This is a genomic window from Streptomyces sp. NPDC053493 (assembly GCF_044544825.1).
GTDB lineage: Bacteria > Actinomycetota > Actinomycetes > Streptomycetales > Streptomycetaceae > Streptomyces.
Map to the genome: position 1 here is coordinate 46,541 of NZ_JBITXS010000019.1, position 22,454 is coordinate 68,994.

General features: G+C 73.7%; 23 protein-coding genes. 11 read left to right on the plus strand and 12 right to left on the minus strand.

Annotated elements, in window-relative coordinates; genetic code table 11:
* Positions 1–125: 125 nt before the first annotated feature.
* The 3 genes from ACIGO8_RS32475 to ACIGO8_RS32485 all read right to left on the minus strand — a co-directional run bounded on the left by ACIGO8_RS32475 (position 126) and on the right by ACIGO8_RS32485 (position 2,638).
* Positions 126–1,085, minus strand: coding sequence for a hypothetical protein (locus tag ACIGO8_RS32475; protein ID WP_399738147.1), 960 nt, complete (start codon positions 1,083–1,085; stop codon positions 126–128).
* Between the two features lie 91 nt (positions 1,086–1,176).
* Entirely contained in the window at positions 1,177–2,070 is an 894-nt protein-coding gene (locus tag ACIGO8_RS32480) for a LysR family transcriptional regulator (RefSeq protein WP_399738149.1), read from the minus strand.
* Positions 2,071–2,074: 4 nt separating this feature from the next.
* Positions 2,075–2,638: a tetratricopeptide repeat protein gene (locus ACIGO8_RS32485; RefSeq protein WP_399738151.1), complete on the minus strand. Its 564-nt coding sequence runs from the start codon at positions 2,636–2,638 to the stop codon at positions 2,075–2,077.
* Between the two features lie 97 nt (positions 2,639–2,735).
* Between ACIGO8_RS32485 and ACIGO8_RS32490 the strand changes: the two genes are divergently transcribed.
* Together ACIGO8_RS32490 and ACIGO8_RS32495 are read left to right on the plus strand one after the other, a co-directional pair.
* Positions 2,736–3,545 carry a hypothetical protein gene (locus ACIGO8_RS32490; protein ID WP_399738153.1) on the plus strand — a complete coding sequence of 270 codons (810 nt, stop codon included), beginning with the start codon at positions 2,736–2,738 and terminating at the stop codon, positions 3,543–3,545.
* A gap of 315 nt (positions 3,546–3,860) precedes the next feature.
* A complete protein-coding gene (locus ACIGO8_RS32495; protein ID WP_399738155.1) occupies positions 3,861–5,510 on the plus strand; it encodes a TROVE domain-containing protein in 1,650 nt (549 codons plus the stop codon).
* Positions 5,511–5,596: 86 nt separating this feature from the next.
* Here ACIGO8_RS32495 and ACIGO8_RS32500 read toward each other — a convergent pair whose 3' ends face one another.
* The gene (locus ACIGO8_RS32500) at positions 5,597–6,232 is read right to left on the minus strand and encodes a nucleoside/nucleotide kinase family protein (protein ID WP_399738157.1); all 636 of its coding nucleotides are present in this window, start codon (positions 6,230–6,232) and stop codon (positions 5,597–5,599) included.
* A gap of 32 nt (positions 6,233–6,264) precedes the next feature.
* Here ACIGO8_RS32500 and ACIGO8_RS32505 point away from each other — a divergent pair, with 32 nt between their 5' ends.
* The gene (locus ACIGO8_RS32505) at positions 6,265–6,837 is read left to right on the plus strand and encodes a GNAT family N-acetyltransferase (RefSeq protein ID WP_399738159.1); all 573 of its coding nucleotides are present in this window, start codon (positions 6,265–6,267) and stop codon (positions 6,835–6,837) included.
* Between the two features lie 91 nt (positions 6,838–6,928).
* Positions 6,929–7,339 (plus strand): VOC family protein, encoded by a 411-nt coding sequence (locus ACIGO8_RS32510; RefSeq protein WP_399738161.1) that lies wholly within the window; start codon positions 6,929–6,931, stop codon positions 7,337–7,339.
* A 224-nt stretch (positions 7,340–7,563) separates the two neighbouring features.
* Here the strand turns inward: ACIGO8_RS32510 and sigJ (ACIGO8_RS32515) are convergent, their stop codons facing one another.
* Positions 7,564–8,535 carry an RNA polymerase sigma factor SigJ gene (sigJ, locus tag ACIGO8_RS32515; protein ID WP_399738163.1) on the minus strand — a complete coding sequence of 324 codons (972 nt, stop codon included), beginning with the start codon at positions 8,533–8,535 and terminating at the stop codon, positions 7,564–7,566.
* Between the two features lie 144 nt (positions 8,536–8,679).
* On the opposite strand from sigJ (ACIGO8_RS32515), the gene ACIGO8_RS32520 reads away from it, so the two are divergent.
* Positions 8,680–9,873, plus strand: coding sequence for an NAD(P)/FAD-dependent oxidoreductase (locus ACIGO8_RS32520; protein ID WP_399738165.1), 1,194 nt, complete (start codon positions 8,680–8,682; stop codon positions 9,871–9,873).
* A complete protein-coding gene (sigJ, locus tag ACIGO8_RS32525) occupies positions 9,870–10,760 on the plus strand; it encodes an RNA polymerase sigma factor SigJ (RefSeq protein ID WP_399738167.1) in 891 nt (296 codons plus the stop codon). The genes ACIGO8_RS32520 and sigJ (ACIGO8_RS32525) overlap by 4 nt, the downstream gene beginning before the upstream one ends.
* Before the next feature lie 35 nt (positions 10,761–10,795).
* Here the strand turns inward: sigJ (ACIGO8_RS32525) and ACIGO8_RS32530 are convergent, their stop codons facing one another.
* Positions 10,796–11,248: an ATP-binding protein gene (locus ACIGO8_RS32530; protein ID WP_399738169.1), complete on the minus strand. Its 453-nt coding sequence runs from the start codon at positions 11,246–11,248 to the stop codon at positions 10,796–10,798.
* A 129-nt stretch (positions 11,249–11,377) separates the two neighbouring features.
* Between ACIGO8_RS32530 and ACIGO8_RS32535 the strand changes: the two genes are divergently transcribed.
* The 4 genes from ACIGO8_RS32535 (at position 11,378) to ACIGO8_RS32550 (ending at position 14,244) form a co-directional block, all read left to right on the plus strand.
* Entirely contained in the window at positions 11,378–12,205 is an 828-nt protein-coding gene (locus tag ACIGO8_RS32535; RefSeq protein WP_399738171.1) for a helix-turn-helix domain-containing protein, read from the plus strand.
* Positions 12,202–12,447 carry a DUF397 domain-containing protein gene (locus ACIGO8_RS32540; protein ID WP_399738173.1) on the plus strand — a complete coding sequence of 82 codons (246 nt, stop codon included), beginning with the start codon at positions 12,202–12,204 and terminating at the stop codon, positions 12,445–12,447. The genes ACIGO8_RS32535 and ACIGO8_RS32540 overlap by 4 nt, the downstream gene beginning before the upstream one ends.
* Complete coding sequence (locus ACIGO8_RS32545) at positions 12,447–13,217, plus strand: SDR family NAD(P)-dependent oxidoreductase (RefSeq protein WP_399738175.1); 771 nt, start codon at positions 12,447–12,449, stop codon at positions 13,215–13,217. Before ACIGO8_RS32540 ends, ACIGO8_RS32545 begins: the two co-directional genes overlap by 1 nt.
* 133 nt (positions 13,218–13,350) lie before the next feature.
* Positions 13,351–14,244: a DUF4436 family protein gene (locus ACIGO8_RS32550; protein ID WP_399738178.1), complete on the plus strand. Its 894-nt coding sequence runs from the start codon at positions 13,351–13,353 to the stop codon at positions 14,242–14,244.
* Positions 14,245–14,259: 15 nt separating this feature from the next.
* On the opposite strand, the gene ACIGO8_RS32555 is transcribed toward ACIGO8_RS32550, so the two are convergent.
* Both ACIGO8_RS32555 and katG read right to left on the minus strand, forming a co-directional pair.
* Positions 14,260–16,044 (minus strand): protein kinase, encoded by a 1,785-nt coding sequence (locus tag ACIGO8_RS32555; protein ID WP_399738180.1) that lies wholly within the window; start codon positions 16,042–16,044, stop codon positions 14,260–14,262.
* 138 nt (positions 16,045–16,182) lie between these two features.
* On the minus strand, positions 16,183–18,414 hold the full coding sequence (gene katG, locus ACIGO8_RS32560) for a catalase/peroxidase HPI (protein WP_399738182.1): 2,232 nt from the start codon (positions 18,412–18,414) through the stop codon (positions 16,183–16,185).
* Positions 18,415–18,621: 207 nt separating this feature from the next.
* Here katG and ACIGO8_RS32565 point away from each other — a divergent pair, with 207 nt between their 5' ends.
* Positions 18,622–19,077, plus strand: coding sequence for a Fur family transcriptional regulator (locus ACIGO8_RS32565; RefSeq protein ID WP_399738184.1), 456 nt, complete (start codon positions 18,622–18,624; stop codon positions 19,075–19,077).
* A gap of 103 nt (positions 19,078–19,180) precedes the next feature.
* Here ACIGO8_RS32565 and msrB read toward each other — a convergent pair whose 3' ends face one another.
* The 4 genes from msrB to ACIGO8_RS32585 form a co-directional block, all read right to left on the minus strand.
* Positions 19,181–19,588 (minus strand): peptide-methionine (R)-S-oxide reductase MsrB, encoded by a 408-nt coding sequence (gene msrB, locus ACIGO8_RS32570; RefSeq protein WP_399738186.1) that lies wholly within the window; start codon positions 19,586–19,588, stop codon positions 19,181–19,183.
* An 11-nt stretch (positions 19,589–19,599) separates the two neighbouring features.
* Complete coding sequence (murC, locus tag ACIGO8_RS32575) at positions 19,600–20,997, minus strand: UDP-N-acetylmuramate--L-alanine ligase (RefSeq protein ID WP_399738188.1); 1,398 nt, start codon at positions 20,995–20,997, stop codon at positions 19,600–19,602.
* Between the two features lie 108 nt (positions 20,998–21,105).
* Complete coding sequence (locus ACIGO8_RS32580; RefSeq protein ID WP_399738190.1) at positions 21,106–21,576, minus strand: indole-3-glycerol phosphate synthase; 471 nt, start codon at positions 21,574–21,576, stop codon at positions 21,106–21,108.
* A 106-nt stretch (positions 21,577–21,682) separates the two neighbouring features.
* Complete coding sequence (locus tag ACIGO8_RS32585; RefSeq protein WP_399738192.1) at positions 21,683–22,453, minus strand: pyrimidine reductase family protein; 771 nt, start codon at positions 22,451–22,453, stop codon at positions 21,683–21,685.
* Position 22,454 lies beyond the last annotated feature (1 nt).

Here is a 22,454-nt window from a genome sequence, read left to right on the forward strand (position 1 = left end):
GTCGGTGCCGGACGCGTCGGTGCCGGGCGCGGTGCGGGCCGGCTCCGGCCGGTGGTTCTCGGGCATGGCTGCTCTCCTCGTCGACGTACAGCATCCTGCCGGGCGCGGGCCGGGCCCGCGACCGTTCAGCCCTGCTCGGGGTGGCGCACGATGAGCCGTTCCAGGAGCGCCTGGAAGTCGTCGCCGACGACGATGCGCAGCTGGCCGTCCTCCTCGCCGTGCTCGCTGAGCTGGGTGAGCGTGCCGGCCCGCCACCAGAAGACGTACGGGCTGATGGCACCGGGCGTGTCCTCGTAGCCGGAGGCGGCGAAGGAGGCCATGGCGCCGAGCGCGGGCACGATGGTGGTGTCCCGGATGGGATGGAAGGCGAGCTGGTGCCGGAAGGGCATGGCGACGAGGGCGCCGTCCGCGGTGAGCGGGCGGCCGGTGACGCGGCGGACGACGGCGTCGAGGTCGAGGACCCGGCTCGCGGTGTAGAAGGAGTCGCCCAGGATCACCTCGAAGCGCATGCCGTCGGAGTCCTTGACGGTCTCGTGTCCCTCGACGGGCAGCCCGCGCAGGTTGTCCAGGGCCCGCTCGCGCAGCCGGACCGGGTCGCCGAGGCGTTCCAGTGCCTCGTCGGTGAGCGTCATGACGCTTTCCGGCAGGTCGAGGGCGAGGACCTCGTAGAGACCGGGTGCGACGGTCCGCGCGTACTCGAAGGCGTCCGGGTCGATGGCGTCGCCGCTGACGACCCGCGGGTAGAGCTGGGCGCGGATCTGCTCGGGCGGCAGGGTGTCGAGCGCGGAGGGCCCGTCGAGGGCGCGGACGACGAGCCGGACGTGCCGGGAGATCAGCTGCGGCCAGACGCGGGTGCCGCGCGGGTCCTGGTGGCAGACGGCGGCGAGGTTCCCGAGGCCGAAGCGGCGGCCGCCGCTGTCGGTGACGAAGTCGGCGTAGACGGTGACTTCGAGTCCGAGCTCCGCGAAGGCGGCGCGGACCCGGCCGCGGAAGAGGGCGGCCTCGCGCTCGGAGAAGTACGTGAACTCGGGATCGCGCGGCGCGTCCTCGCCGTCCCGCCTGGGCCCTCGCCGGAACCACCCCACGTCGTCCCGCCTTTCTCGCCAGATGTGCTCCGTCGTGGTCAGCCTAGGGGGTGCCTCGCCGACCATGCCGGGCTGATCGGCGAGACACCCCCTAGCGAGCGGTCGTTTCGGCAGTGGCGAGTCGTCGGGCCAACTCGGCGGCCGGGCCGGTCGGTTCGCGGCCGGTGTGGAGGAGTTCGACGCGGTGGACGAGGCGGGGCGCGGTGAGCGGGACGCCGTCGGCGGCGGTGCGCGGCAGCAGGGCCAGGCCGTGGCCGGCGGCGGCGAGCGCGGTGAGGGTGCGGACGTCGGTGCCTTCGTAGCGCAGCGATACGGGAAAGCCCTGGCCGGCGGACCCGGCAGGCCCGGCGGGGACGGCGGCGCGCAGCCTCTCGAGCGGGAGGCCGGCGTCGGGCGCGTCGATCCAGCGGGCGTCCACCAGGTCGGCGAGGCCGAGCCCGGCGCGGCCGGCGAGCGGGTGGCCGGCCGGCAGCACGACGACGAGCGGCTCCTCGCCGACCCGGCGGGCGGTGAGCGGGGCGACGTCGGGCAGCCGGAGCGGGTCGCTGGGCGCGGCCGGGCCGTCGACCAGGCCGAGATCGGCGGCGCCGGTGGCGACGGCGGCCGGGATCTCGGTGCGGGGCAGGGTGCGCAGGGTGACGCCGGTGGCGGGCAGCGCGGCGAGGGCGTCGAGGACGGTGGGAGGCAGGGCGAGCGGGGCGGCGGCGAGGGTGAGGGTCCGGCGGGGCGCGGCGGCGAACCGGGCGAGGTCGGCGCGGGCAGCGTCGAGCCGGAGCAGGAGCGAGCCGGCGTGTTCGAGGAGCCGCTCGCCGGCCGGTGTCGGGGCGACGGGCCGGCGGGTGAGCAGCGGCAGGCCGAGGTCGGTCTCGAGTGCGGCGACGTGCTGGGAGACGGCGGACTGGGTGTAGCCGAGGGCGCGGGCCGCCGCCGAGAAGGAGGCGAGCCGGGCGACGGCGACGTAGGTGCGCAGCAGGTGGGGATCCACCGGCTCAGGAGCCCTGGCGGGTCTTCAGCAGGTCCCGGGCGTAGTGGGCGAGCGAGCGGTTGTAGCGGGGCAGCAGCGGGGCGAGGGCGCCGAGCGCGAGGGACGCGGCCTCGCGGTCGCGGCCGGTGTCGGCGAGGGCGAGGGCGAGGAAGGCGTCGACGGCGGGCGCGAGGGCGGTCTCGTCGGCGTCGAGCCGCTCGGCGGGCACGGCCCGCTCCTCGGTGAGGAGTTCGACGCTGAGGTCGGGGCGGCCGAGGTTGCGCAGGCTGCTGGCGAGCTGGACGACGGCGCGGCGGCGGCGCAGTCCGGTGAGGCCGCCGTCGAGGGCCCGCCGGTAGAGGCGGACGGCCTGTTCGGGCTGTCCGGTGGAGTCGTGGGCGGCGCCCTGTTCGAAGAGGGCGACGGGGTCGTCGGCGGGGCGCTCGGCGGCGAGTGCGGCGACGCGCTCGCGGAAGCCGGCCGGGTCCTGCTCGTACGCGTCGAGGTCGGCCCAGAGGGCGGCCAGCCGCCGCTCCCAGTCGTCGCTGCCGGAACCGGTGCCGTGGTGGGTGCCGTGGTCGGTGGTCATGGCCGCACCCTACCGACGCGGTGGATAAGCGACCGTGATGGAGCGTGCGGGAATCATCGTTGGACGTGAAGGACGCGGCGCGCCGAGCATGGGCCGCATGACGACTCCTCCCCTTTCCCGTACGGCGGTTGCCCGCGTCGCCCTGGTCGGCGACCGTTCGCCGCACGTCACGTCCCACACCCGCGTCCCGTCGCTGCTGGCGGCGCTGGCCGGGCGGGACGGGCTCGTCCTCGACGCGTACTGGATCCCGACGCGGGACGCCGAGGCGCCGGGCGCCGTGGCCGGTTTTGACGCGGTGTGGCTGCTGCCCGGCAGCCCGTACGCGAGCGAGGCGGGCGCGCTGGCCGCGGTCCGCACGGCGCGTGAGGACGGCGTCCCGTTCCTCGGGACCTGCGCGGGCTTCCAGCACATGCTGGTCGAGTACGCGCGCCATGTGTGCGGGCTGGCCCGCGCCGCCCACGCCGAGAACGATCCCGCGGCGGCGGCCGGCGACCTGGTGATCGCCCCGCTCGCCTGCTCGTTGGTGGGTCACGAGGGCGTGGTGCGGGTGGCGCCCGGCTCGCTCGCCGAGTCCGTCCTCGGCGCGGAGCGCACCACGGAGCGCTATCACTGCGCGTACGGTCCGGCCGAGGACCGTCTCGACGTCCTGACGGCGCACGGTCTGCGCTTCACGGGGACCGACGACTCGGGCCGGCCGCGCATCGCCGAACTCCCGGCGCATCCCTTCTTCCTGGCCACGCTCTTCCAGCCGGAACTCGCTCCGGCCGATCCCGACGTCCACCCGGTCCTGCGCGCCTTCGCCCGCGCGGCCACCCGTCACGCGGCAGCGGACACGGCCACGGTCCCGCCCGGCGGCAGGCCCGCGGCCACGGCCGACGCGCGTACGTCGCGTGCGTCCGTGCGATAACTCGATTGCGTCGGCGCACGTTCGGATGAGAGCTTGTCAGCGCTGATGCACCTCCCGGTGCGCAGGCTCTCGGCTCCTTCCTCCACGAACGCACGCCGCGGGCCGCTTCGATCTCGGGAGACGCACGGTGTGCGGGGGCCCGGTGCGCAGGCCGGGGATACTTCCACTGTCCATGGGGGGACGCGGGTTCGAATCCCGTCCGGCGCTTCGGGCGCCGGTAGCTCAGCGGCCCAGAGCACCTTGTTCCCCGGCCGTCCCGATCTCGGGCTCCCGCACGCCGTCGCCGGCTCCCCTCCTCCTGTGAGGGCTCTTCCCATGGCTCGTTTCAATCTTCGCGGTGCCCGGTCGTCCACCGGGCCGTCCGGCCGTTCGCCCGTGGTCACCACCGAGGCGCGGACCCGTACGCACGAGGGCGCCGAGGCGCGCCTGCGTGAGCCGAGGAGCGAGCTCTTCCTGCTGGCCGTGGCCAACCTCGTCGGCACGGACGCGTTCTACGAGGAGGCGGGCGCCCGTGACGACCGGTTCACCGCGCTCGTGCGGCGGCTCGCCGTCGAGGACCCGGCGTGGACCGCCGGTCTGCTCGGCTGGCTGCGCCGCGAGGGCAACATGCGTACGGCGTCGCTGGTCGGGGCGGCCGAGTTCGTCAGGGCCCGGCTCGACGCGGGCGCGGACGCCGAGCCCGGCGCGTCCTGGTCGAACCGCTCCGTCGTCGACTCCGTCCTCCTGCGCGCCGACGAGCCCGGCGAGTTGCTCGGCTACTGGACCGCGCGGCACGGCCGCCGGCTGCCCAAGCCGGTGAAGCGGGGCGTCGCCGACGCGGTCCGGCGGCTCTACGACGAGCGCGCGCTGCTGAAGTACGACACCGCGTCGAAGGGCTTCCGCTTCGGTGACGTCCTGGAGCTGGTGCACGCGGCGCCGCATCCGGACAAGCCGTGGCAGGGCGAGCTGTTCAAGCACGCCGTCGACCGCCGGCACGGCCGTGGCGACGACGTCCCGCCGCGGCTGGAGACGCTCGCGCACCGGGCCCGGCTCCTGGGCATGCCGGTCGCCGAGCGCCGCCGGGTGCTCCAGGACCCGTCGTGCCAGGACGTGTTCGCGAAGGCGGGCATGACGTGGGAGGCGGTCGCGGGCTGGCTGCAGGGTCCGATGGACCGGGCCGCGTGGGAGGCCGTCATTCCCTCCATGGGCCTGATGGCGCTCGCCCGCAACCTGCGGAACTTCGACGAGGCCGGTGTCGGCGACGACGTGGCCGCGCAGATCGCCGCCCGTTTCGCGGACGCGGAGGAGGTACGGCGCTCCCGCATGTTCCCGTTCCGCTTCTGGGCGGCGTACCGGTCCGCGCCGTCGCTGCGCTGGGCCCACGCCCTGGAGCGGGCGCTCGGCCACTCGCTCGACCGGGTCCCGGCGCTGTCCGGCCGGACGCTGATCCTCGTGGACCGCAGCCCGAGCATGTTCCCGGGCTTCGCCTTCTCGACGCCGAACCGCTCCGACATCCCGCTCGCCGACCAGGCCGCCGTGTTCGGTGCCGCGCTCGCCGTGCGGGCGGACGCGCCCACGCTGGTGGAGTTCGGGCAGACCTCGCGGCGGATCACGGTGCCGCGCGGCGGCAGTGTGCTGCGCCTGGTGGAGCAGTTCGGGCGGATCAACGGCACGGACATCCCGTCGGCGGTCACGCGGCACTACGCGGGGCACGACCGGGTCGTCGTCGTGACCGACGAGCAGACCCGCCCGGGCTGGCTGCCGTCGAACTGCCACGGCTACGGCGACGGCATGCCGGAGACGCGGATCGACGACCTGATCCCGGCGGACGTTCCGGTCTACATGTGGAACATGGCGGGCTACCGCGAGGCCGCCATGCCGTCCGGCGGCGGCAACCGCCACGCGCTGGGCGGCCTCGGCGACGCGGCGTTCGGCCTGATCCCGCTCCTGGACGCCGGCCGGGACGCCCGCTGGCCCTGGGAGTGAGCCCCGGGCGGCGGGACCGGTCGGCTCGTCCGGGCCGGCCGGGACGCCCGCCGGCCCTGGGAGTGAGCCCCGGGCGACGGGGCCGGTCAGCTCATCCGTACGACGAGGTCGGCGCGGTCCCGGCCGCGCGCCACCAGCCGGGCGTTGGCCTCGTCGGAGTCGGCGACCCAGCGTGCGGCGTGGTCCGGTTCCTTGCCGAAGCGGATGTGGCGGGCGACGAGGCGGGGCACCCGGCGCCGGTCGTCGAGGTCCACGTACCAGACCTCGTCGAGCAGCGGCCGGACGGCGGCCCACGGGCCCTCGTCGTGCAGCAGGTAGTTGCCCTCGGTGATCACCAGCGGGACGTCGGGCGGCACGGGTATCGCGCCGGCGACGGGCTCCTCCAGGGCGCGGTCGAAGGCGGGCGCGTAGACGGTGGTGCCGGGTTCGGCGGCGCGCAGCCGGCCGAGCAGTGCGGTGTAACCGGCCGCGTCGAAGGTGTCGGGCGCGCCCTTGCGCCCGGCGCGGCCGAGGCGTTCGAGCTCGGCCTGGGCCAGGTGGAAGCCGTCCATGGGGACGAGGACGGCGCGGCCGTCGAGGCGGGCCGCGAGCCGCTCGGCGAGCGTCGACTTCCCGGCGCCGGGCGGCCCGGCGATCCCGAGCAGGCGCCGCCGCCCGTCGCCGGCGAGGCGCCGGGCCCGTTCGACGAGCCGTTCCAGTTCCCGCGCGTCCATGCGCCGCATTCTCGCACCGGCGGGCGTGGCAGGGTGGTGTCATGAGCATCGAGGTGCGCCCGGCGTCGGTCTACGCGGACGTCCGTGCGGTGATCGGGCCGAAGTCGCCCACCGCCAACGTCTGTTTCTGTCTGAGCTACCGGATCCCGTCCAAGCTCAACAACGCGCTGCGCGAGCCGGACCGCGGCGCGTTCGTGGCCGAGCTGTGCGGCAAGGAGCCGCCGCCCGGCGTGCTCGCGTACGACGGCGAGGAGCCGGTGGGCTGGGCGGCGGTGGCACCGCGCGCGGAGACCACCTTCGCCCGCAATCGCAAGATCCCGCACGTGGACGACCTGCCGGTCTGGTCGCTGTGGTGCATCCGGGTCCGTCCGGGCCACCGCAAGCGGGGCGTCTCGCACGCCCTGATCGCGGGCGCGGTCGACTTCGCCCGCGCGCACGGCGCTCCGGCGGTCGAGGCGTACCCGCTGGACAACGGCGACGCGCGGGTCGACCTGACGATGGCCTATCCGGGCCTCCGCAAGAACTTCGAACGCGCCGGCTTCACCCACGCCGCCGACACCACCTCGGTCCTCTCGGGCCACCCGCGCGTCCTCATGCGCCTCGACCTGCGCTGACCGGCCGGCGGCCCGGAGACCACAGGCCGGCGCGGCTCGGGCGGCAGCGGCTCGGGTGGCACCCGCCTGGTCATACGTATAACCTCACCTCATGACCACCACGCCTCCGCTTCCGTCCCTGGCCCTCGTCACGCTCGTCGTCCGCGACTACGACGAGGCCGTGGACTTCTTCACCCGCGCCCTCGGCTTCGAGCTCGCCGAGGACACCGACCGCGGCAACGGGACCCGCTGGGTCGTCGTGCGGCCCCGGGGCGGCGCGGGGACGGGGCTGCTGCTCGCCCGGGCCGACGGCGAGGCGCAGGCGGCGGCCGTCGGGGCGCAGACCGGCGGCCGGGTCGGTTTCTTCCTCCACACCGACGACTTCGCCCGCGACCACGCCCGTATGACCGCCGCGGGCGTCCGTTTCCTGGAGGAGCCGCGCCACGAGCCCTACGGCTCGGTCGCCGTCTTCGAGGACCTCTACGGCAACCGCTGGGACCTCCTCCAGCCCGCCACCGCCTGACCCGGAGAGCCGTTCGGCTCCTCAAGCCGCTCAGCGGCGCGTCGTCAGGAAGTCCTCGACGGTGACCGTGCCGTGGGCGTGAGCCGGAGCCAGGTGGCCGCCGGCGCGGAAGGCGCGGTAGGCCGGCCCGGGCAGCGGGACGTTCCACAACGCGGCGAGCGGGCGTGCCGGGCGTCGCGGGCCAGGCGGGACTTTCCGGACACGGCCTAGGACCGGGCGGCGGCTCAGGAATGCGACATCGCGGCGAACTGCCGTTCCGCGAAGGTCAGTTTCTCGGGGTTCATCACCATCCGGACCTCGGTGATCAGGCCCTCGCGCGCCTCGAACGTCCCGACCGCCACGAACCGCCCCGCCGCGTGCGCCACCAGCGCCGGCGCGCCGTTGACCTCGGCGACGACCAGCTCCAGGCCCGCCGTCCCGCTGACGCCGCTCGCCTTCGCGAGGACGCCGCCGAGGAAGCGCAGCACGGCGTCCCGGCCGAGCACGGGCTGGAGCGCCGCCCTGACCTTGCCGCCGCCGTCGCTCCACCACGTCACGTCCTCGGCGAGCAGCCGTTCCAGACGCGCCAGGTCGCCTTCCCGTGAGGCCGCCACGAAGGACTCCACGAGCGCGCCCCACCGCTCCTCGGACGGCGGCGCGCAGCGCGCCGCCGGCCGCGCGGCCGGCGCCTCCTCCCCCGCCCGCGTCCTGTCCGCCGTCACCCGCCGCACCGCCCTGCGGTACAGCTGGCGGCAGTTCGCCTCGCCCAGGTCGAGGACGCCGGCGATGTCCCGGTGGCTGTAGCCGAACGCCTCCCGCAGCACGTACACCGCCCGTTCGGTGGGTGTGAGCCGCTCCAGCAGCACGAGCAGCGCGGTCGACACCGAATCGCGCCGCTCGGCCGACTCCACCGGCCCGAAGACCTCGTCGCCGGTGAGCACCGGCTCCGGCAGCCACGGCCCCGGATACGTCTCGCGCCGGGCGCGCGCCGAGGTGAGCCGGTTGACGCAGAGGTGGGTGACGACCTTGGCGAGCCAGGCCGCCGGCCACTCGATCACCGACCGGTCCGCCCGGTCCCACCGCAGATAGGCGTCCTGCACCACGTCCTCCGCCTCGTCCGCCGAGCCGAGCATCCGGTAGGCGATCCCGAACATCCGGGGACGGCAGGCGGCGAACTCCTCGACGGCCGGGGCGCCGGGCTGGGTTCCTGAGGTCACGGGCCCAGACTGTCAGATCGCGGCACGGGGACGGGCGTCCGGCCGGGAGGCCGCCCACGATGCCCGGAACGGTCCGAAGTGCCGGGTGACGCAGGTCACTTCGCCCGGTGTCACGTCTTCGCCGGCCGCCGGTGTCCTGAGGGCATGAACGAACACAGCGACCCCACCAAGGTCGTGGTCGTCGGCGGCGGTTACGCCGGCACGATCGCGGCGAACCGCCTGCGGGCACGCCCCGACGTCGACGTCACACTGGTCAATCCCCGGCCCGACTTCGTCGAACGCATCCGGCTGCACCAGTACGCGGCCCGGACCGGCGAGGCCACGATCGCCTACGGCACGCTGCTCGGCGCCGGCGTCACGCTGGTCGTCGACCGCGCCACACGTATCGACACCGCCGCCCGCACGGTGCGCCTGGAGTCGGGGCGCGCACTGGACTACGACTACGTGATCTACGCGGTCGGCAGCACCGGCGCGACACCGGCGTCGGTGCCCGGCGCGGCCGAACTCGCCTTCGACGTCGCGGAATGGGAGTCCGCGGGCCGGCTGCGCGCCAGGCTGGACGCACTGCCCCACGACGCCCCGGTCACCGTGGTCGGCGGCGGGCTGACCGGCATCGAGACGGCGGCCGAGCTGGCCGACCGGGGACGGCGCGGGATCACCCTGGTGTGCGGCCGCGGGCTGGCTCCGACGTTCGGCGCACCGGGCCGCCGCTACATCGCCGGCTGGCTGTCCCGGCACGGCGTCGCCGTACGCGAAGGCGTCTCGGTGAGCGAGGTGCGGCAGGACGCGGTGGTCCTGTCCGACGGCACGGCGCGGCCGAGCGCGCTGACCGTGTGGACGGCGGGTTTCGGCGTGCCGGACCTGGCGGCGGCGAGCGGACTGCGCACCGACGGACTCGGCCGGCTGCTCACCGACGAGACGCTGACCAGCGTCGACGACGACCACGTCCTCGCGGCCGGCGACGCCGCCGCGCCCTCGGGCCGGCCGCTGCGGATGAGCGGCTACGCCGCCGGCCCGCTCGGGGCGCGGGCGGCCGACACCGTGCTGAGCCGCATCGCCGGGACCGAACCGGCGGTCGTCGACCTGGCCTTCAGCGGCGCGTGCGTCAGCCTCGGCCGGAGCGCCGGCGTCCGGCAGCTCGCCCGCAAGGACGACACCGCCCTGAACCTCTACATCGGCGGCCGTGCGGGCGCGGCGATCAAGGAGGTGACATGCCGGTTCGTGGTGGCGAAGCGGATCCGCCGGGAGGCGGAGAAGCCGGGTTCCATGGGCTGGCCCAAGGCCGGCCCGCGGCCCGTGGCGTCGGCCTCCGCCGTACGAGGGGCCACGTCCGCGTGAGCACCGACGACCATGCCGAGCGGTTCACCGTGCTGCGACCGCTGCTGTTCACGATCGTCTACGAGATCCTCGGCTCGGCGACGGAATCCGACGACGTGCTGCAGAACAGCTATCTGCGGTGGGCCGAGGTGGACCTGGCGACGGTACGCGACACCAAGTCGTATCTGGCGCAGCTGGTGACCCGGCAGGCGCTCAACGCCCTGCGGTCGAGCGCGCGCCGCCGCGAGGACTACGTCGGCCCGTGGCTTCCCGAGCCGCTGCTGCTCGAGGAGAACGACGCCTCGGCCGACGTGCTGCTCGCCGAGTCGGTGTCGATGGCGATGCTCGTCCTGCTCGAGTCGCTCACTCCGCACGAGCGGGCGGTGTTCGTGCTGCGCGAGGTGTTCGGCTTCTCCTTCCGGGACATCGCCGCGGCGGTGGGCCGACCGGAGGCGACGGTGCGCCAGGTGGCGCACCGTGCCCGCGAGCACGTACGGGCGCGGCGCAAGCGCTTCGAGCCCGTCGACGCGGCCACGACCGCGCGGATCACCGAGCGGTTCATGACCGCGGCGAGCACCGGCGACCTGGAGGGACTGCTGTCGCTGCTCGCGCCGGACGTCGTCTGGACCGCCGACAGCGGCGGAAAGGCCACCGCGGCGCGCCGGCCGGTGGTGGGCGCGGAGAAGGTGGCCGCGGTCCTCATGAGCCTGTTCCGCCGGGACCGGCTGTCGGACCTGCGGGTGGAGCGGGCGCACTGCAACAGCACGCCGGCCCTCCTGCTGAGCGGTGAGCGCCTGGAAGGCGCCTTCCTGATCGAGGTCGCCGACGGGCGGATCACCCACTTCTACGCCGTCCGCAACCCGGACAAGCTCCGCGCGCTGGCGGTCCCGCGCCGGATCACCCGGTGAGGGCGAGGAGTCGTCACGCCTGCCGTTCCCGTCCCTTACGGGCCAGGTACACGCAGGTCGAGTTCGGCGCGGACCGTCTTGCCGACGGGCAGGCGGTCCAGGATCCGCCACCGGGTGGCGAGCGCGTCGACGAGGAGGAGGCCCCGGCCGCTGTCGGAGAGCGGCCCGGCGGCCGACGGTACGAGGCCGGGCCGGGTTTCCGTACGGGTGTCGGAGACGTCGATGCGGAGGCACCGGTCCGGCTCGTACGCGAGGCCCAGCTCGAAGTCCCGGCCGGGCACGCGGCCGTGGGTGACGGCGTTCGCGGCGAGCTCGGCCACGATCTGGGCGACGGCGTCGGAGACGGCACCGCCGTACGAGAAGTCCCAGCGTTCGAGCTGGTGGAGGGCGAGGCGCCGGGCGAGCCGGGCGCCGCGCGGCGTGGAGCTGAAGCGCTGGGTGAACACACGTACGGTGACGGGCGCCTGGCGGGCGTGTGGGCTGGTCATGGCCCCAATGTGACGGCTTCCAGGGCCTGTTCCCCAGGTCAGGAACTCGTACGGTCCGTAAGCGTACGAGTGCGGAGTGTGGACAGTACTCATCACCGCCCGTGAGCATGCCGTGTGGAGGTGCACGTGATGACGAACGACGGCTACACGGAACCGGAGACCTCGGACAGCCTGAAGGCGTTCGGGGAGGTGGTCAAGACGCTCCGCAAGCGGGCCGGGCTCACCCAGGAGGAATGCGCCGCGCTGGTGCGGTATTCGAGAGAGACGATCGCGTCGGTCGAGCAGGGCCGGCGCTTCCCGTCGCCGACGTTCGTGGAACGGGCGGAATCGGTCCTGGACGCGTTCGGCATCCTGAGGGCCGCGGCGAAACACCTGTCCCGGCAGCCGGGCCTGGCGAGCTGGTTCCGTCGCTGGGCGCTGCTCGAGGCGCAGGCGCTGTGCCTCTACACGTACGAGAACCGGCTGATCCCGGGCCTGCTCCAGATCGAGCCGTACGCGCGGACGCTGTTCGAGGAGCAGCTGCCGCCGCTGAGCAACGAGGAGATCGAGGAGAAGCTGGTGGCGCGCGTGGAGCGGCAGTTACTGCTCACCGAACGGCCCAACACGGCGTACAGCTTCATCATCGAGGAGCACGTCCTGCGCAAGCAGACGGGCGGGCCGGAGACGCACCGGGCGCAGATCGAGCACATCCTGCGGATGTCCGAGCGGCGGAACATCGAGGTGCAGGTGATGGAGCAGAGCCGAGCGCATCACGCGGGTCTCGACGGCCCCATGCAGTTACTGGAGACGCCCGAGAACCGCTGGCTCGCGTACTGCGAGGGACAGGAGAGCGGACTGCTGATCTCCGACAGCAAAGTCGTCGGCATGCTCCAGATGCGGTATGCCAGGATGCGGTCACAGGCTCTTACGCTGGAAGACTCCCAGAGCCTGTTGCGGCAGATGCGAGGAGCGACATGAGCACCACTGACCTGGCCTGGTTCAAGAGCAGCTACAGCAGCGGCGGCAGCGGCGACTGTGTGGAAGTGGCGCTCTCCTGGCACAAGTCCACGTACAGCGGCGGTTCGGGCGACGACTGCGTCGAGGTCGCCGCCTGCCCCGGCACCGTGCACGTCCGTGACTCCAAGCGGCCCGAGGACGCGCAGCTGGCGCTCTCGCCCGCCGCCTGGAGCGCGTTCGTCGCGCGGTGCGAGCAGATCTGATGGGTTATCTGGACGACCTGTTCTCCCTGTCCGGCCGCACCGCCCTTGTCACCGGCGGCAGTTCGGGCATCGGCAAGGCCATCGCCCGGGCGCTCGCCCGGGCGGGTGCCGCCGTCGTGATCGTGGCCCGGCTTGAGGCCGAGCTGAAGGCGACGGTCGACGAGCTGACCGGGCTCGGCGCGACCGCGGCCTGGGTGAGCGGCGACCTCGGCACGCGGGACGGCGTGCGGGCGGTGGCGGAGGAGGCGGCGGCGGTGTTCGGCGAGCCGGACATCCTGGTCAACTCCGCCGGGATCAATCTGCGTCCGCCGTTCGCCGACCTGTCCGACGAGGTCTGGGACCGGACGATGGCCCTGAACCTGGAGGCGCCGTTCCTGCTCGGCCGGCGCTTCGGGCCCGGGATGGCGGAGCGCGGCTTCGGGCGGATCATCCATGTGACCTCGCAGCAGGCGCACCGGGCGTTCGTGCAGTCCGGGGCGTACGGGGTGTCGAAGGGCGGCCTGGAGTCGCTGGCGCGGTCGCAGGCGGAGGCCTGGTCCGCGTACGGCGTCACGGCCAACACGCTGGTGCCCGGCTTCGTGATGACGCCGCTCAACGAGCGGCTCTCCTCCGATCCCGTGAAGGTCGCCGAGCTGGCCGCCCGCACGATGGTGGGCCGCAACGGTGTCGCGGAGGACTTCGAGGGCGCCGCCGTGTTCCTGGCGAGTGCGGCCTCCGCGTACGTCACGGGCCAGGCGCTCTTCGTGGACGGCGGCCTGTCCGTCCACTGAGGCGAGCGGCCGCGCCGACCTGAGGCGGCACGCGGGCCGGCGGGTGCCGACACACCCGCCGGGATGCCGTGGATCGTCCGAGCGGTGAACGAGGATCCCCCTACGCTCACCGCCCCGCGTCCTCGGAGTCACCATGGCGTCATCCTCGGACCCACGTCGACCACGCCGCTCCCGGGCGTCGATCGTTCCGCCGCTCGTCCTCGTCGCCGCCCTGGTCCTGGTCGCGTTGACGCTGGGGTCGTGGCTTCAGCTCATCCAGCGGCAGGCGGTCGACACGGTCCACACGGCCGGGTCCGGCGCGCCCGACCGGGTGGACGTGGAGGCCACCGTCCAGAAGGTGGACGCGGCGGCCCGGGAGCTCCACCTGCGGGTACGGGTCACACCGCGCGGGGCCTACGCCGAGGACGACGGGAGCGCGCCGGTGGCCGACCTCAGCCTCCAGACCACGGCGGCGACGCTGGAGGGCCTGACGTTCGAGGCGCACGAGCGGATCGCGACCGAGGACGTGGACGTCGCGCTCTCGGGCGGGTCGATCAGCGACTATCCGTTCGACACCTACGAGACCGACGTCGGCTTCGCGGCGACGGTGGGCGGCCGGGCGGCGCCGGTGCGGCTGCTGTTCTCCGACAACGACACGCTGTTCGCCGTCTCCGCGGCCTCCGCGCCCTCGCGGCCGGGCACGGCCGTCGTGACGCTGGACCTGTCCCGGTCGGGCAGTGTGCTCGCCTTCGCGGTCCTGATGATGGTGGTGATGTGGGCGCTGGCGGCGTCCGTGCTGCTCGGGGCCTGGTATCTGACGACGCGTGGGCAGGGCCTGGTCTGGCCCGCCCTGGGCTGGATGGCGGCCACCCTCTTCGCCCTGTCGGCCTTCCGCAACGCGGCGCCCGGCACGCCGCCGATCGGCTGCCTGATGGACTGGATCGCGTTCCTGTGGGCCGAGACCGTCATCGCCCTCTGCCTGACCACGGTGGTCGTCACCAGCGTCCGCAAGGCCCTCCGCCCGGACGACGCCCGCCCCGCCGTCTGAGGGCCCTTCGTCCGTCTAGAAGGTGTCCCGTTCCGCGAGCCGGGCCTTCTGGAGAGCCGTCAGGCGGCGGACGTACAGGGCGGCGGCGGGTGTGGCGGCGAGGGCGAGGAACTGGGCGGCGACGGCGAGCCAGGTTTCCGGGGCGAAGTCGTAGCTGGTGGAGCCGTCTCCGGCGCCGCCGGAGGACTCGCCGTGGTAGGTGTGTGCGATCAGCGCCGGCCACGGTGTCCAGAACAGCGGCCAGGTGAGGAGGGTGGGCAGCCAGAGGGCCCACCAGGCGGTGAGCGGGCCCGCCGGGGCGGGGCCGTTGCCGGGTGGGCTGGAGGCGTGCCAGATGTCGTCGGCGATCTGCTTGGGCAGGACGAGGTTGGCGCCGGGGACCAGCCAGCCGATGACGGCCATGGCCGGGCGGTAGCGCAGCCGGCCGGGCGCGAAGGTCTCGGCGACGGCGCGGACGCGGGCGAACCAGAGCAGCCAGGCGACCACCAGGGCCACGCCGAAGAGGAGTTGGACGTCCCACAGGACGTGGTAGACGGCGCCCGCGCCCCAGTCGTCCGGCAGCACGACCTCCGTCCAGAGCTCCTGGGCGTTCGGCGGCCGCACGCCGTCCAGCAGGCCGGTGGCGAGGGCGAGTTGGTGGCCGAGGGTGAGCAGGCAGGACAGCGCGACCAGGCCGAGGAGCCAGTAGACGGCCGTGCGGCGGCCGTCGCCGCGTTCGCGGCCGCGGGCGCGGCGGCGTTCGTCGGCGAGGCGGGGCGCCGGGACCCATGTGCCGGCCTGTCCCGCGACCTGTCCCGCGGCCTGCGCCCCGGCCTGCGCGGGCACGAGGGTGAGCGGTGAGGTGAGCGGGAAGGCTCCGGCGGGCCCGGTGTCGCCGCCGGCGGTGACGCGCGGGCGCGGGTCCTCGTGGTCGAGCAGCAGGGCCGCCTCGTGACCGAGCCAGGCGAGCACCTCCGGCGGCAGCCAGGGCCCGGGATCGGCGTCCCGGCCCTCCTCGGCGCGCCGGCGCAGCTCGTCGAGCGTCGGCCGTTCCTCGGGGCGTTTGGCCAGACAGTCGCCGACCAGGCCGAGGAGCGCGTGCGGTACGCCCTCGAGGTCGGGCGGCTCGTGGGTGATCCGGTACATCATGAGGTGCACGGACGCCTGGTCGACCGGGAACGGCAGCCGGCCGGTGGCGGCGAAGGCGAGGACCGTGCCGAGCGAGAAGACGTCGCTGGCCGGGGTGAGCAGCTCGCCGGTGATCTGCTCCGGCGACATGAAGCCCGGTGAGCCGACGACCACGCCGACCGAGGTGAGGCCGGCCGACGTGGTGTTCTGCGAGCGGGCGATGCCGAAGTCGATGACCTTCGGGCCGTCGACGGTCACCAGGACGTTCGTCGGTTTGAGGTCGCGGTGGATGAGCCCGGCGCCGTGGATGTCGGCGAGCGCCCGGCACAGTCCCGACGCGAGGCCGCGCAGCGAGTGCTCGGGCAGCGGGCCGTGCAGGTCGGCCACGACCTGGTGCAGCGTGGGGCCGGCGACGTACGCGGTGGCGACCCAGGGCAGGGGCGCTTCCGGGTCGGCGGCCAGGACCTCGGCGGTCCACTCGCCGCCGACGCGGACGGCGGCGGCGGTCTCGCGGGCGAAGCGGCGCCGGAAGTCGGGACTCGCGGCGAGTTCGGCCCGTATCGTCTTCACGGCCACCATCCGGCCGCGCGGCGACCGGGCGAGATAGACCACGCCCATGCCGCCCTCGCCGAGTCTGCCGATGAGCCGGTACTCGGCGATCCGGTCGGGGTCCTGTTCACGTAAGGGCTGCACGGTCGGCCGCTCCCCTCCCACGCACCACACGACGGCACACCAGCCGCGACACACCAGCCTAGGGCGCCACGGGCGACGACACACCGGGGCCCCGGGCGGAGATCCGCCCGGGGCCGCAGTGTGTCAGGTCACCGGAGGTCAGACCAGGTCGAACCGGTCCAGGTCCATGACCTTGCTCCAGGCGGCGACGAAGTCGTTCACGAACTTCTCCTTCGCGTCGTCGGAGGCGTACACCTCGGCCAGCGCGCGCAGTTCGGAGTTCGAGCCGAAGACCAGGTCGGCGCGGGTGCCGGTCCACTTGACCTCGCCGGTGGCCAGGTCGCGGCCCTCGAACGTGGTCTGGTCCTCGGAGGTGGACGTCCAGGCGATGCCCAGGTCGAGCAGGTTGACGAAGAAGTCGTTCGTCAGCTTGCCCGGCGTCTCGGTGAGGACGCCGAGGGAGGTCTGCGGCTGGGTGATGCCCAGGGCGCGCAGGCCGCCGACGAGGACGGTCGTCTCCGGGGCGGACAGGGTGAGCAGGTTCGCCCGGTCGATGAGCAGGTACTCGGCCGGGAGGCGGTTGCCCTTGCCCACGTAGTTGCGGAAGCCGTCGGCGGCCGGCTCCAGGGCGGCGAAGGACTCCACGTCCGTCTGCTCGGCGGAGGCGTCCACGCGGCCGGCCGTGAACGGCACCTCGACGTCGTGGCCGGCGTCCTTGGCCGCCTTCTCGACGGCCGCGGTGCCCGCGAGGACGACCAGGTCGGCCAGCGAGACCTGCTTGCCGCCGGTCTGCGCGGAGTTGAAGGAGGACTGGATGCCCTCCAGGGCGCGCAGCACCTGGGCGAGGTCGTCCGGGTTGTTGACCTCCCAGCCGCGCTGGGGCTCCAGACGGATGCGGCCGCCGTTGGCGCCACCGCGCTTGTCGCTGCCGCGGAAGGAGGCGGCGGCGGCCCAGGCGGCGCCGACCAGCTGGGCGACCGAGAGGCCGGTGCCGAGGATCTGCTCCTTGAGGGAGGCGATGTCGGCGGCGTCGATCAGCTCGCCCTCGCGGGCCGGCAGCGGGTCCTGCCAGATGAGCTCCTCGGACGGGACCTCGGGGCCGAGGTAGCGGACGACCGGACCGAGGTCACGGTGCGTCAGCTTGTACCAGGCGCGGGCGAACGCGTCGGCGAACTGCTCCGGGTGCTCGTAGAAGCGGCGCGAGATCTGCTCGTAGACCGGGTCGAAGCGGAGCGACAGGTCGGTGGTGAGCATGGTCGGGCGGTGCTTCTTCTCGGCGTCGTGCGCGTCCGGGATGATCTCCGGGGCGTCCTTGGCGACCCACTGGTGGGCGCCGGCCGGGCTCTTGGTGAGCTCGTAGTCGTACTCGAAGAGGTGCTTGAAGAAGTCGTGGCTCCACCGGGCCGGCGTGGTGGTCCAGGTGACCTCGAGGCCGGAGGTGATCGCGTCGGCGCCCTTGCCGGTGCCGTAGGAGTTCTTCCAGCCGAGGCCCTGCTGCTCCAGCGGGGCGGCCTCGGGGTCGGCGCCGACGTTGTCCGCCGGGCCGGCGCCGTGGGCCTTGCCGAAGGTGTGGCCACCGGCGATGAGGGCGACGGTCTCCTCGTCGTTCATCGCCATGCGGCGGAAGGTCTCACGGATGTCGCGGGCCGCGGCGATCGGGTCCGGGTTGCCGTTGGGGCCCTCGGGGTTGACGTAGATGAGGCCCATCTGCACGGCGCCGAGCGGGCTCTCCAGCTCGCGGTCGCCGGTGTAGCGCTCGTCGCCGAGCCAGGTGGTCTCGGGGCCCCAGTAGACGTCCTCGTCGGCCTCCCACACGTCGGCGCGGCCGCCGGCGAAACCGAAGGTCTTGAAGCCCATGGTCTCCAGGGCGACGTTGCCGGTGAGGATCATGAGGTCGGCCCAGGAGATGGACTGGCCGTACTTCTTCTTGACCGGCCACAGCAGACGGCGGGCCTTGTCGAGGTTGCCGTTGTCCGGCCAGCTGTTCAGCGGCGCGAAGCGCTGCTGGCCGGCGCCGGCGCCGCCGCGGCCGTCGCTGATGCGGTAGGTGCCCGCGCTGTGCCAGGCCATGCGGATCATGAGCGGGCCGTAGTTGCCGAAGTCGGCCGGCCACCAGTCCTGCGAGGTGGTGAGCACCTCGGCGATGTCCCGCTTCACGGCCGCGAGGTCGAGCGCCTGGAAGGCGGCCGCGTAGTCGAAGTCCTCGCCGAGCGGGTTCGCCACGGCGGGGTTCTTGGCGAGGATCTTCAGGTTGAGCCGCTCCGGCCACCACTGGCGGTTGCCGCCGCCCTGGGTCGGGTGCGGGGCGCGGCCGTGCGCGACCGGGCAGCCGCCGACCCCCTTGGCCGTCTCGTCCTCGGTGACAAGGGGATCGTGATTCTGCTCAGACATCGGTCTTTCCTTCCGAACCGTTCGGATCGCGGAGCTCGGGAACTGCCGAGGCGTGTCGGTGTGACCGGCGCACACCCTCTTGGCTACTGCTGGAGTCGATCCTATAGTGGACTCAGTCCAAGTCAAGATGACGGTCAGACCGACACGGGCGCTTCCCGGCCACCGCGGTCGGGCGACGGGAGGCGACGGGATGCAAGGCTGGTGAGCATGAGCAATCTGCTGGAACGGCTGCGCCGACGCGGCTGGCGGATGACCGCCCAGCGGCGCGTGGTCGCCGAGGTCCTCGACGGCGAGCACATCCACCTCACCGCGGACGAGGTGCTGGCCCGCGCCACCGAGCGGCTGCCGGAGATCTCCCGCGCGACCGTCTACAACACGCTCGGCGAGCTGGTCTCGCTCGGCGAGATCATCGAGGTGTCCAGCGTCGGCCGCGCCAAGCGCTACGACCCCAACGCGCACCAGGCCCACCAGCACCTGGTCTGCGCGGGCTGCGGCACGGTCCGCGACGTCCGCCCGGCCGGCGACCCGATGGACGGGCTGCCCGAGGACGAGCGGTTCGGGTTCACGGTGACGGGCGTGGAGATCACCTACCGCGGACTGTGCCCGGTGTGCGGGGCCCGGGCCGAGGAGAGCCGCGACGGCTCCGGGCCCGGAAACGGCTGAGCCGGCCGGGCGCGTACGCGCGCCGGCCGGCTCGGGTGCCGCTGTCGCCGCCGGTCAGCTCTCCACGGGCTGCGCCGGCGAGCTGTCCTCGGGCTGCCGCCGGTCAGCTCTCCACGGGCTCCAGACGGAGCGCGATCGAGTTGATGCAGTAGCGCTGGTCGGTCGGGGTGGGATAGCCCTCGCCCTCGAAGACATGGCCCAGGTGGGAGCCGCAGCGGGCGCAGCGCACCTCGGTGCGGACCATGCCGTGGGAGGTGTCCGCGAGCAGCTCGACGGCCGAGCTGTCCTTCGGGTCGTAGAAGGACGGCCAGCCGCAGTGCGACTCGAACTTCTCGGTGGACGTGAAGAGCTCCGCGCCACAGGCGCGGCAGGAGTAGACGCCCTTGGTCTTCGTGTCCGTGTACTCACCGCGGAAGGCGGGCTCCGTACCGGCCAGCCGCAGCACCTGGTATTCGGCCGGCGTGAGCTCCGCCTGCCATTCCTCGTCCGTCTTCTCGACCTCGTACGCCATCGTTCTCTCCCTCAGCTCGACAGGCGGGCGAGGATCCGCGGCCCCAGGTCCGTGACGTCGCCCGCGCCCATGGTGAGAACCAGGTCGCCGGGCTTCGCCATTCCCGCCACCACCTCGGGCACCTCGGCCTTGTCGTGGACCGCGGTCACGTCGGCGCCGGCCGCGTGCGCCGCGGCGATGATCAGCTCGCTGGTGACGCCCGGGATCGGGTCCTCGCGGGCCGGGTAGATGTCGAGGACCACCGAGGCGTCGGCGAGCGCGAGCGCCTCGCCCATCTCCCGGCCGAGCTCCTGGGTGCGGGAGAACAGGTGCGGCTGGAAGACGACGAGGAGCCGGGCGGCGCCGGCGGCGCCGCGCATGGCCTCCAGGTCGGCGGTCATCTCGGTCGGGTGGTGCGCGTAGGAGTCGATGACCTGGACGCCGGCGGCCTCGCCCTTGAGCTGGAGGCGGCGGCCGACTCCGGTGTACGCGGTGAGGGCGTGGGCGAGCCGGTCGGCCGCGATGCCCGCGTGGACGCCGGCGGCCAGGGCCGCGGCGGCGTTGTGGGCGTAGTGCCGGCCGGGGACGGAGACGGTGAAGGTGAGCGGGTCCGCGTCCGGAAGGGAGACGGTGACCTCGCTGGTCATGCCCTTGGGCGTGATCGACAGGATCCGGACGTCGGAGTCCTCGCCCTCGCCGACCCTGATGATCTCGACGTCGTCGCGGCGGGCGGCGACCCGGCGGGCCAGCTCGCGGGCGCCCGCGTGCTCGCCGACCACGAGCGCGCCGCCGGGACGGATCTTGGCGGCGAAGGCCTCGAAGGACTCGTAGATCTCGTCCATCGACGCGTAGTTGGCGTGGTGGTCGAGCTCGACGTTGAGGACGACGGCGACCTGCGGGTCGTACTTCTGGAAGCTGCGGTCGCTCTCGTCGGCCTCGGCGACGAAGATCTCGCCCTCGCCGTGCCGGGCGTTGGTGCCCGGGCCCGCCAGGTCGCCGCCGATCGCGTACGACGGGTCCAGACCGAGCTCGGTGAGTGCGACGGCCAGCATGGAGGTGGTAGTGGTCTTGCCGTGGGTCCCGGCGACGGCGATCGCGCCGAGGCCGTCCATGAGCGAGGCGAGCGCGTCGGAGCGGTGGACGACCGGGATGCCCAGCTCGGCGGCGCGGGCCAGCTCCGGGTTGTCGGCGCGGATGGCGCTGGAGACGACGACGGCGGAGGCGTCGTCGGCGAGGTGCTCGGCGGCGTGGCCGATGTGCACGGTGGCGCCGAGGGCGCGCAGCGACTGGGCGGTCGCGGACTCCTTGGCGTCGCTGCCGGCGACCTTGGCGCCGCGCTGGGCGAGGATCTTCGCGATGCCCGACATTCCGGCACCGCCGATGCCGATGAAGTGCGGCCGTTCCATGGCGGCAGGGATGGCGGGTGCCATGCGGTTCTCTCCCCGGGAGTACGTGCGGACGTCGAGGCTCCAGCCTAGTGGCTGCCGCCGGGGGGCTCGGGCGGGCACGCCCGCGCGCCCCGGCGGGCCCGGCGGCCGCTACTCGTTGTGCGCGAACAGCTTCAGGACCGGCACGCCGACCTTGTGGCGGGCCCGGGAGGCCCAGTCGCGGTGGAAGAACTCCTCGACGTAGTGCGGGGCGGTCAGCACGATCACCTCGTCGGCGTTCGTCTCGTCGACCACGGTCTTCATCATGTCCAGCGGATGGTTCTCGACCACCTGTCCGACCGCCTCGCAGCCGGCCTTCCTCAGCGCCTGGAGGGAGACCTCCAGGCCCTGCTCGGCGAGCGGCCTGGCCTCCTTGCCCTCCGGTTCGTCGCCCTCGCGGGCCGCTTCCTTGAGTTCGCCCATGGCCACGTCGTCGATGGCGCGCAGCAGTACATCGGCCTGGTCACCGCGGGGCTGCATCAGGACCACGAAGGACACGCCCTCGTCGCCGTGCAGGGTGGTGACGAAATCCACGTCGACGGCCGTCAGGGGCTTCTCGATCATCAGAACGCTTGTGAACACCTCAGGAGCCCTTCTGCGGAAACCATCCTTCCCCGTGCCCGCACGGGGACTGCGAGAGTGATTGTGCCCAGCGGACGCTAAGCGGAACGAGAAATTCCGGCGATTGTCAGATCCGACGGTAGCGGCTGAAGAGGAAGCCGTCCTGCTCCAGCAGCGACGCCACGGCGAAGCGTTGCGGAACCGCCACGGCGGGCCCGCCGGCGATCCGCTGCGCACCGCCCGCGGTCATGGTCGGCGAGACGGTCAGGCACAGCTCGTCGAGCACCTCGGCGGCCACGAACTGGCCGAGCAGACGCGGTCCGCCCTCGGTCAGCAGGCGCCGCAGACCGCGCTCCGCGAGCGCCCGGACCGCGCGCTCCGGCTCGACGCCGGGACCGTCGCCGGCGATCACCACCTCGGCGCCCGCCCGCTCGGCCTCCGTCCGCCGCTCCGGCGAGGCCGCGGCGCCGGTGAGGATCAGCGTGGGCACCAGCGGCTCGGTGAAAAGCGGAAGCGAGAAATCCAGGTCCAGCGAGGCCGTCACGACGGCGATCACCGGCGCCGGGCCCTGCCCCGCCGCCGCCCGGCGCTCCGCGAAGGCCTCCCGCGCCCGGGCCGGGCGATAGCCCTCGAGCCGTACGGTCTCGGCGCCGACCACGACCACGTCGGCCAGGGCCCGCAGGATGCCGAAGATCCGCATGTCGGTCTCGGAGGACAGCGGCTGGGAACGGCCCTCGTGCTGGCCGGCGCCGTCGAGGGAGGACACCATGTTGGCGCGCAGCCAGGGCCGCGAGGCGGCCTCCGCCGGGTACGCGTAGGCGTCGGCGAGCTCGTCGAGGGACCACTCGCGGTCGGAGTCCGTCGCTGTCATGTCCGTCACAGGGAACAGGCGTCGCATC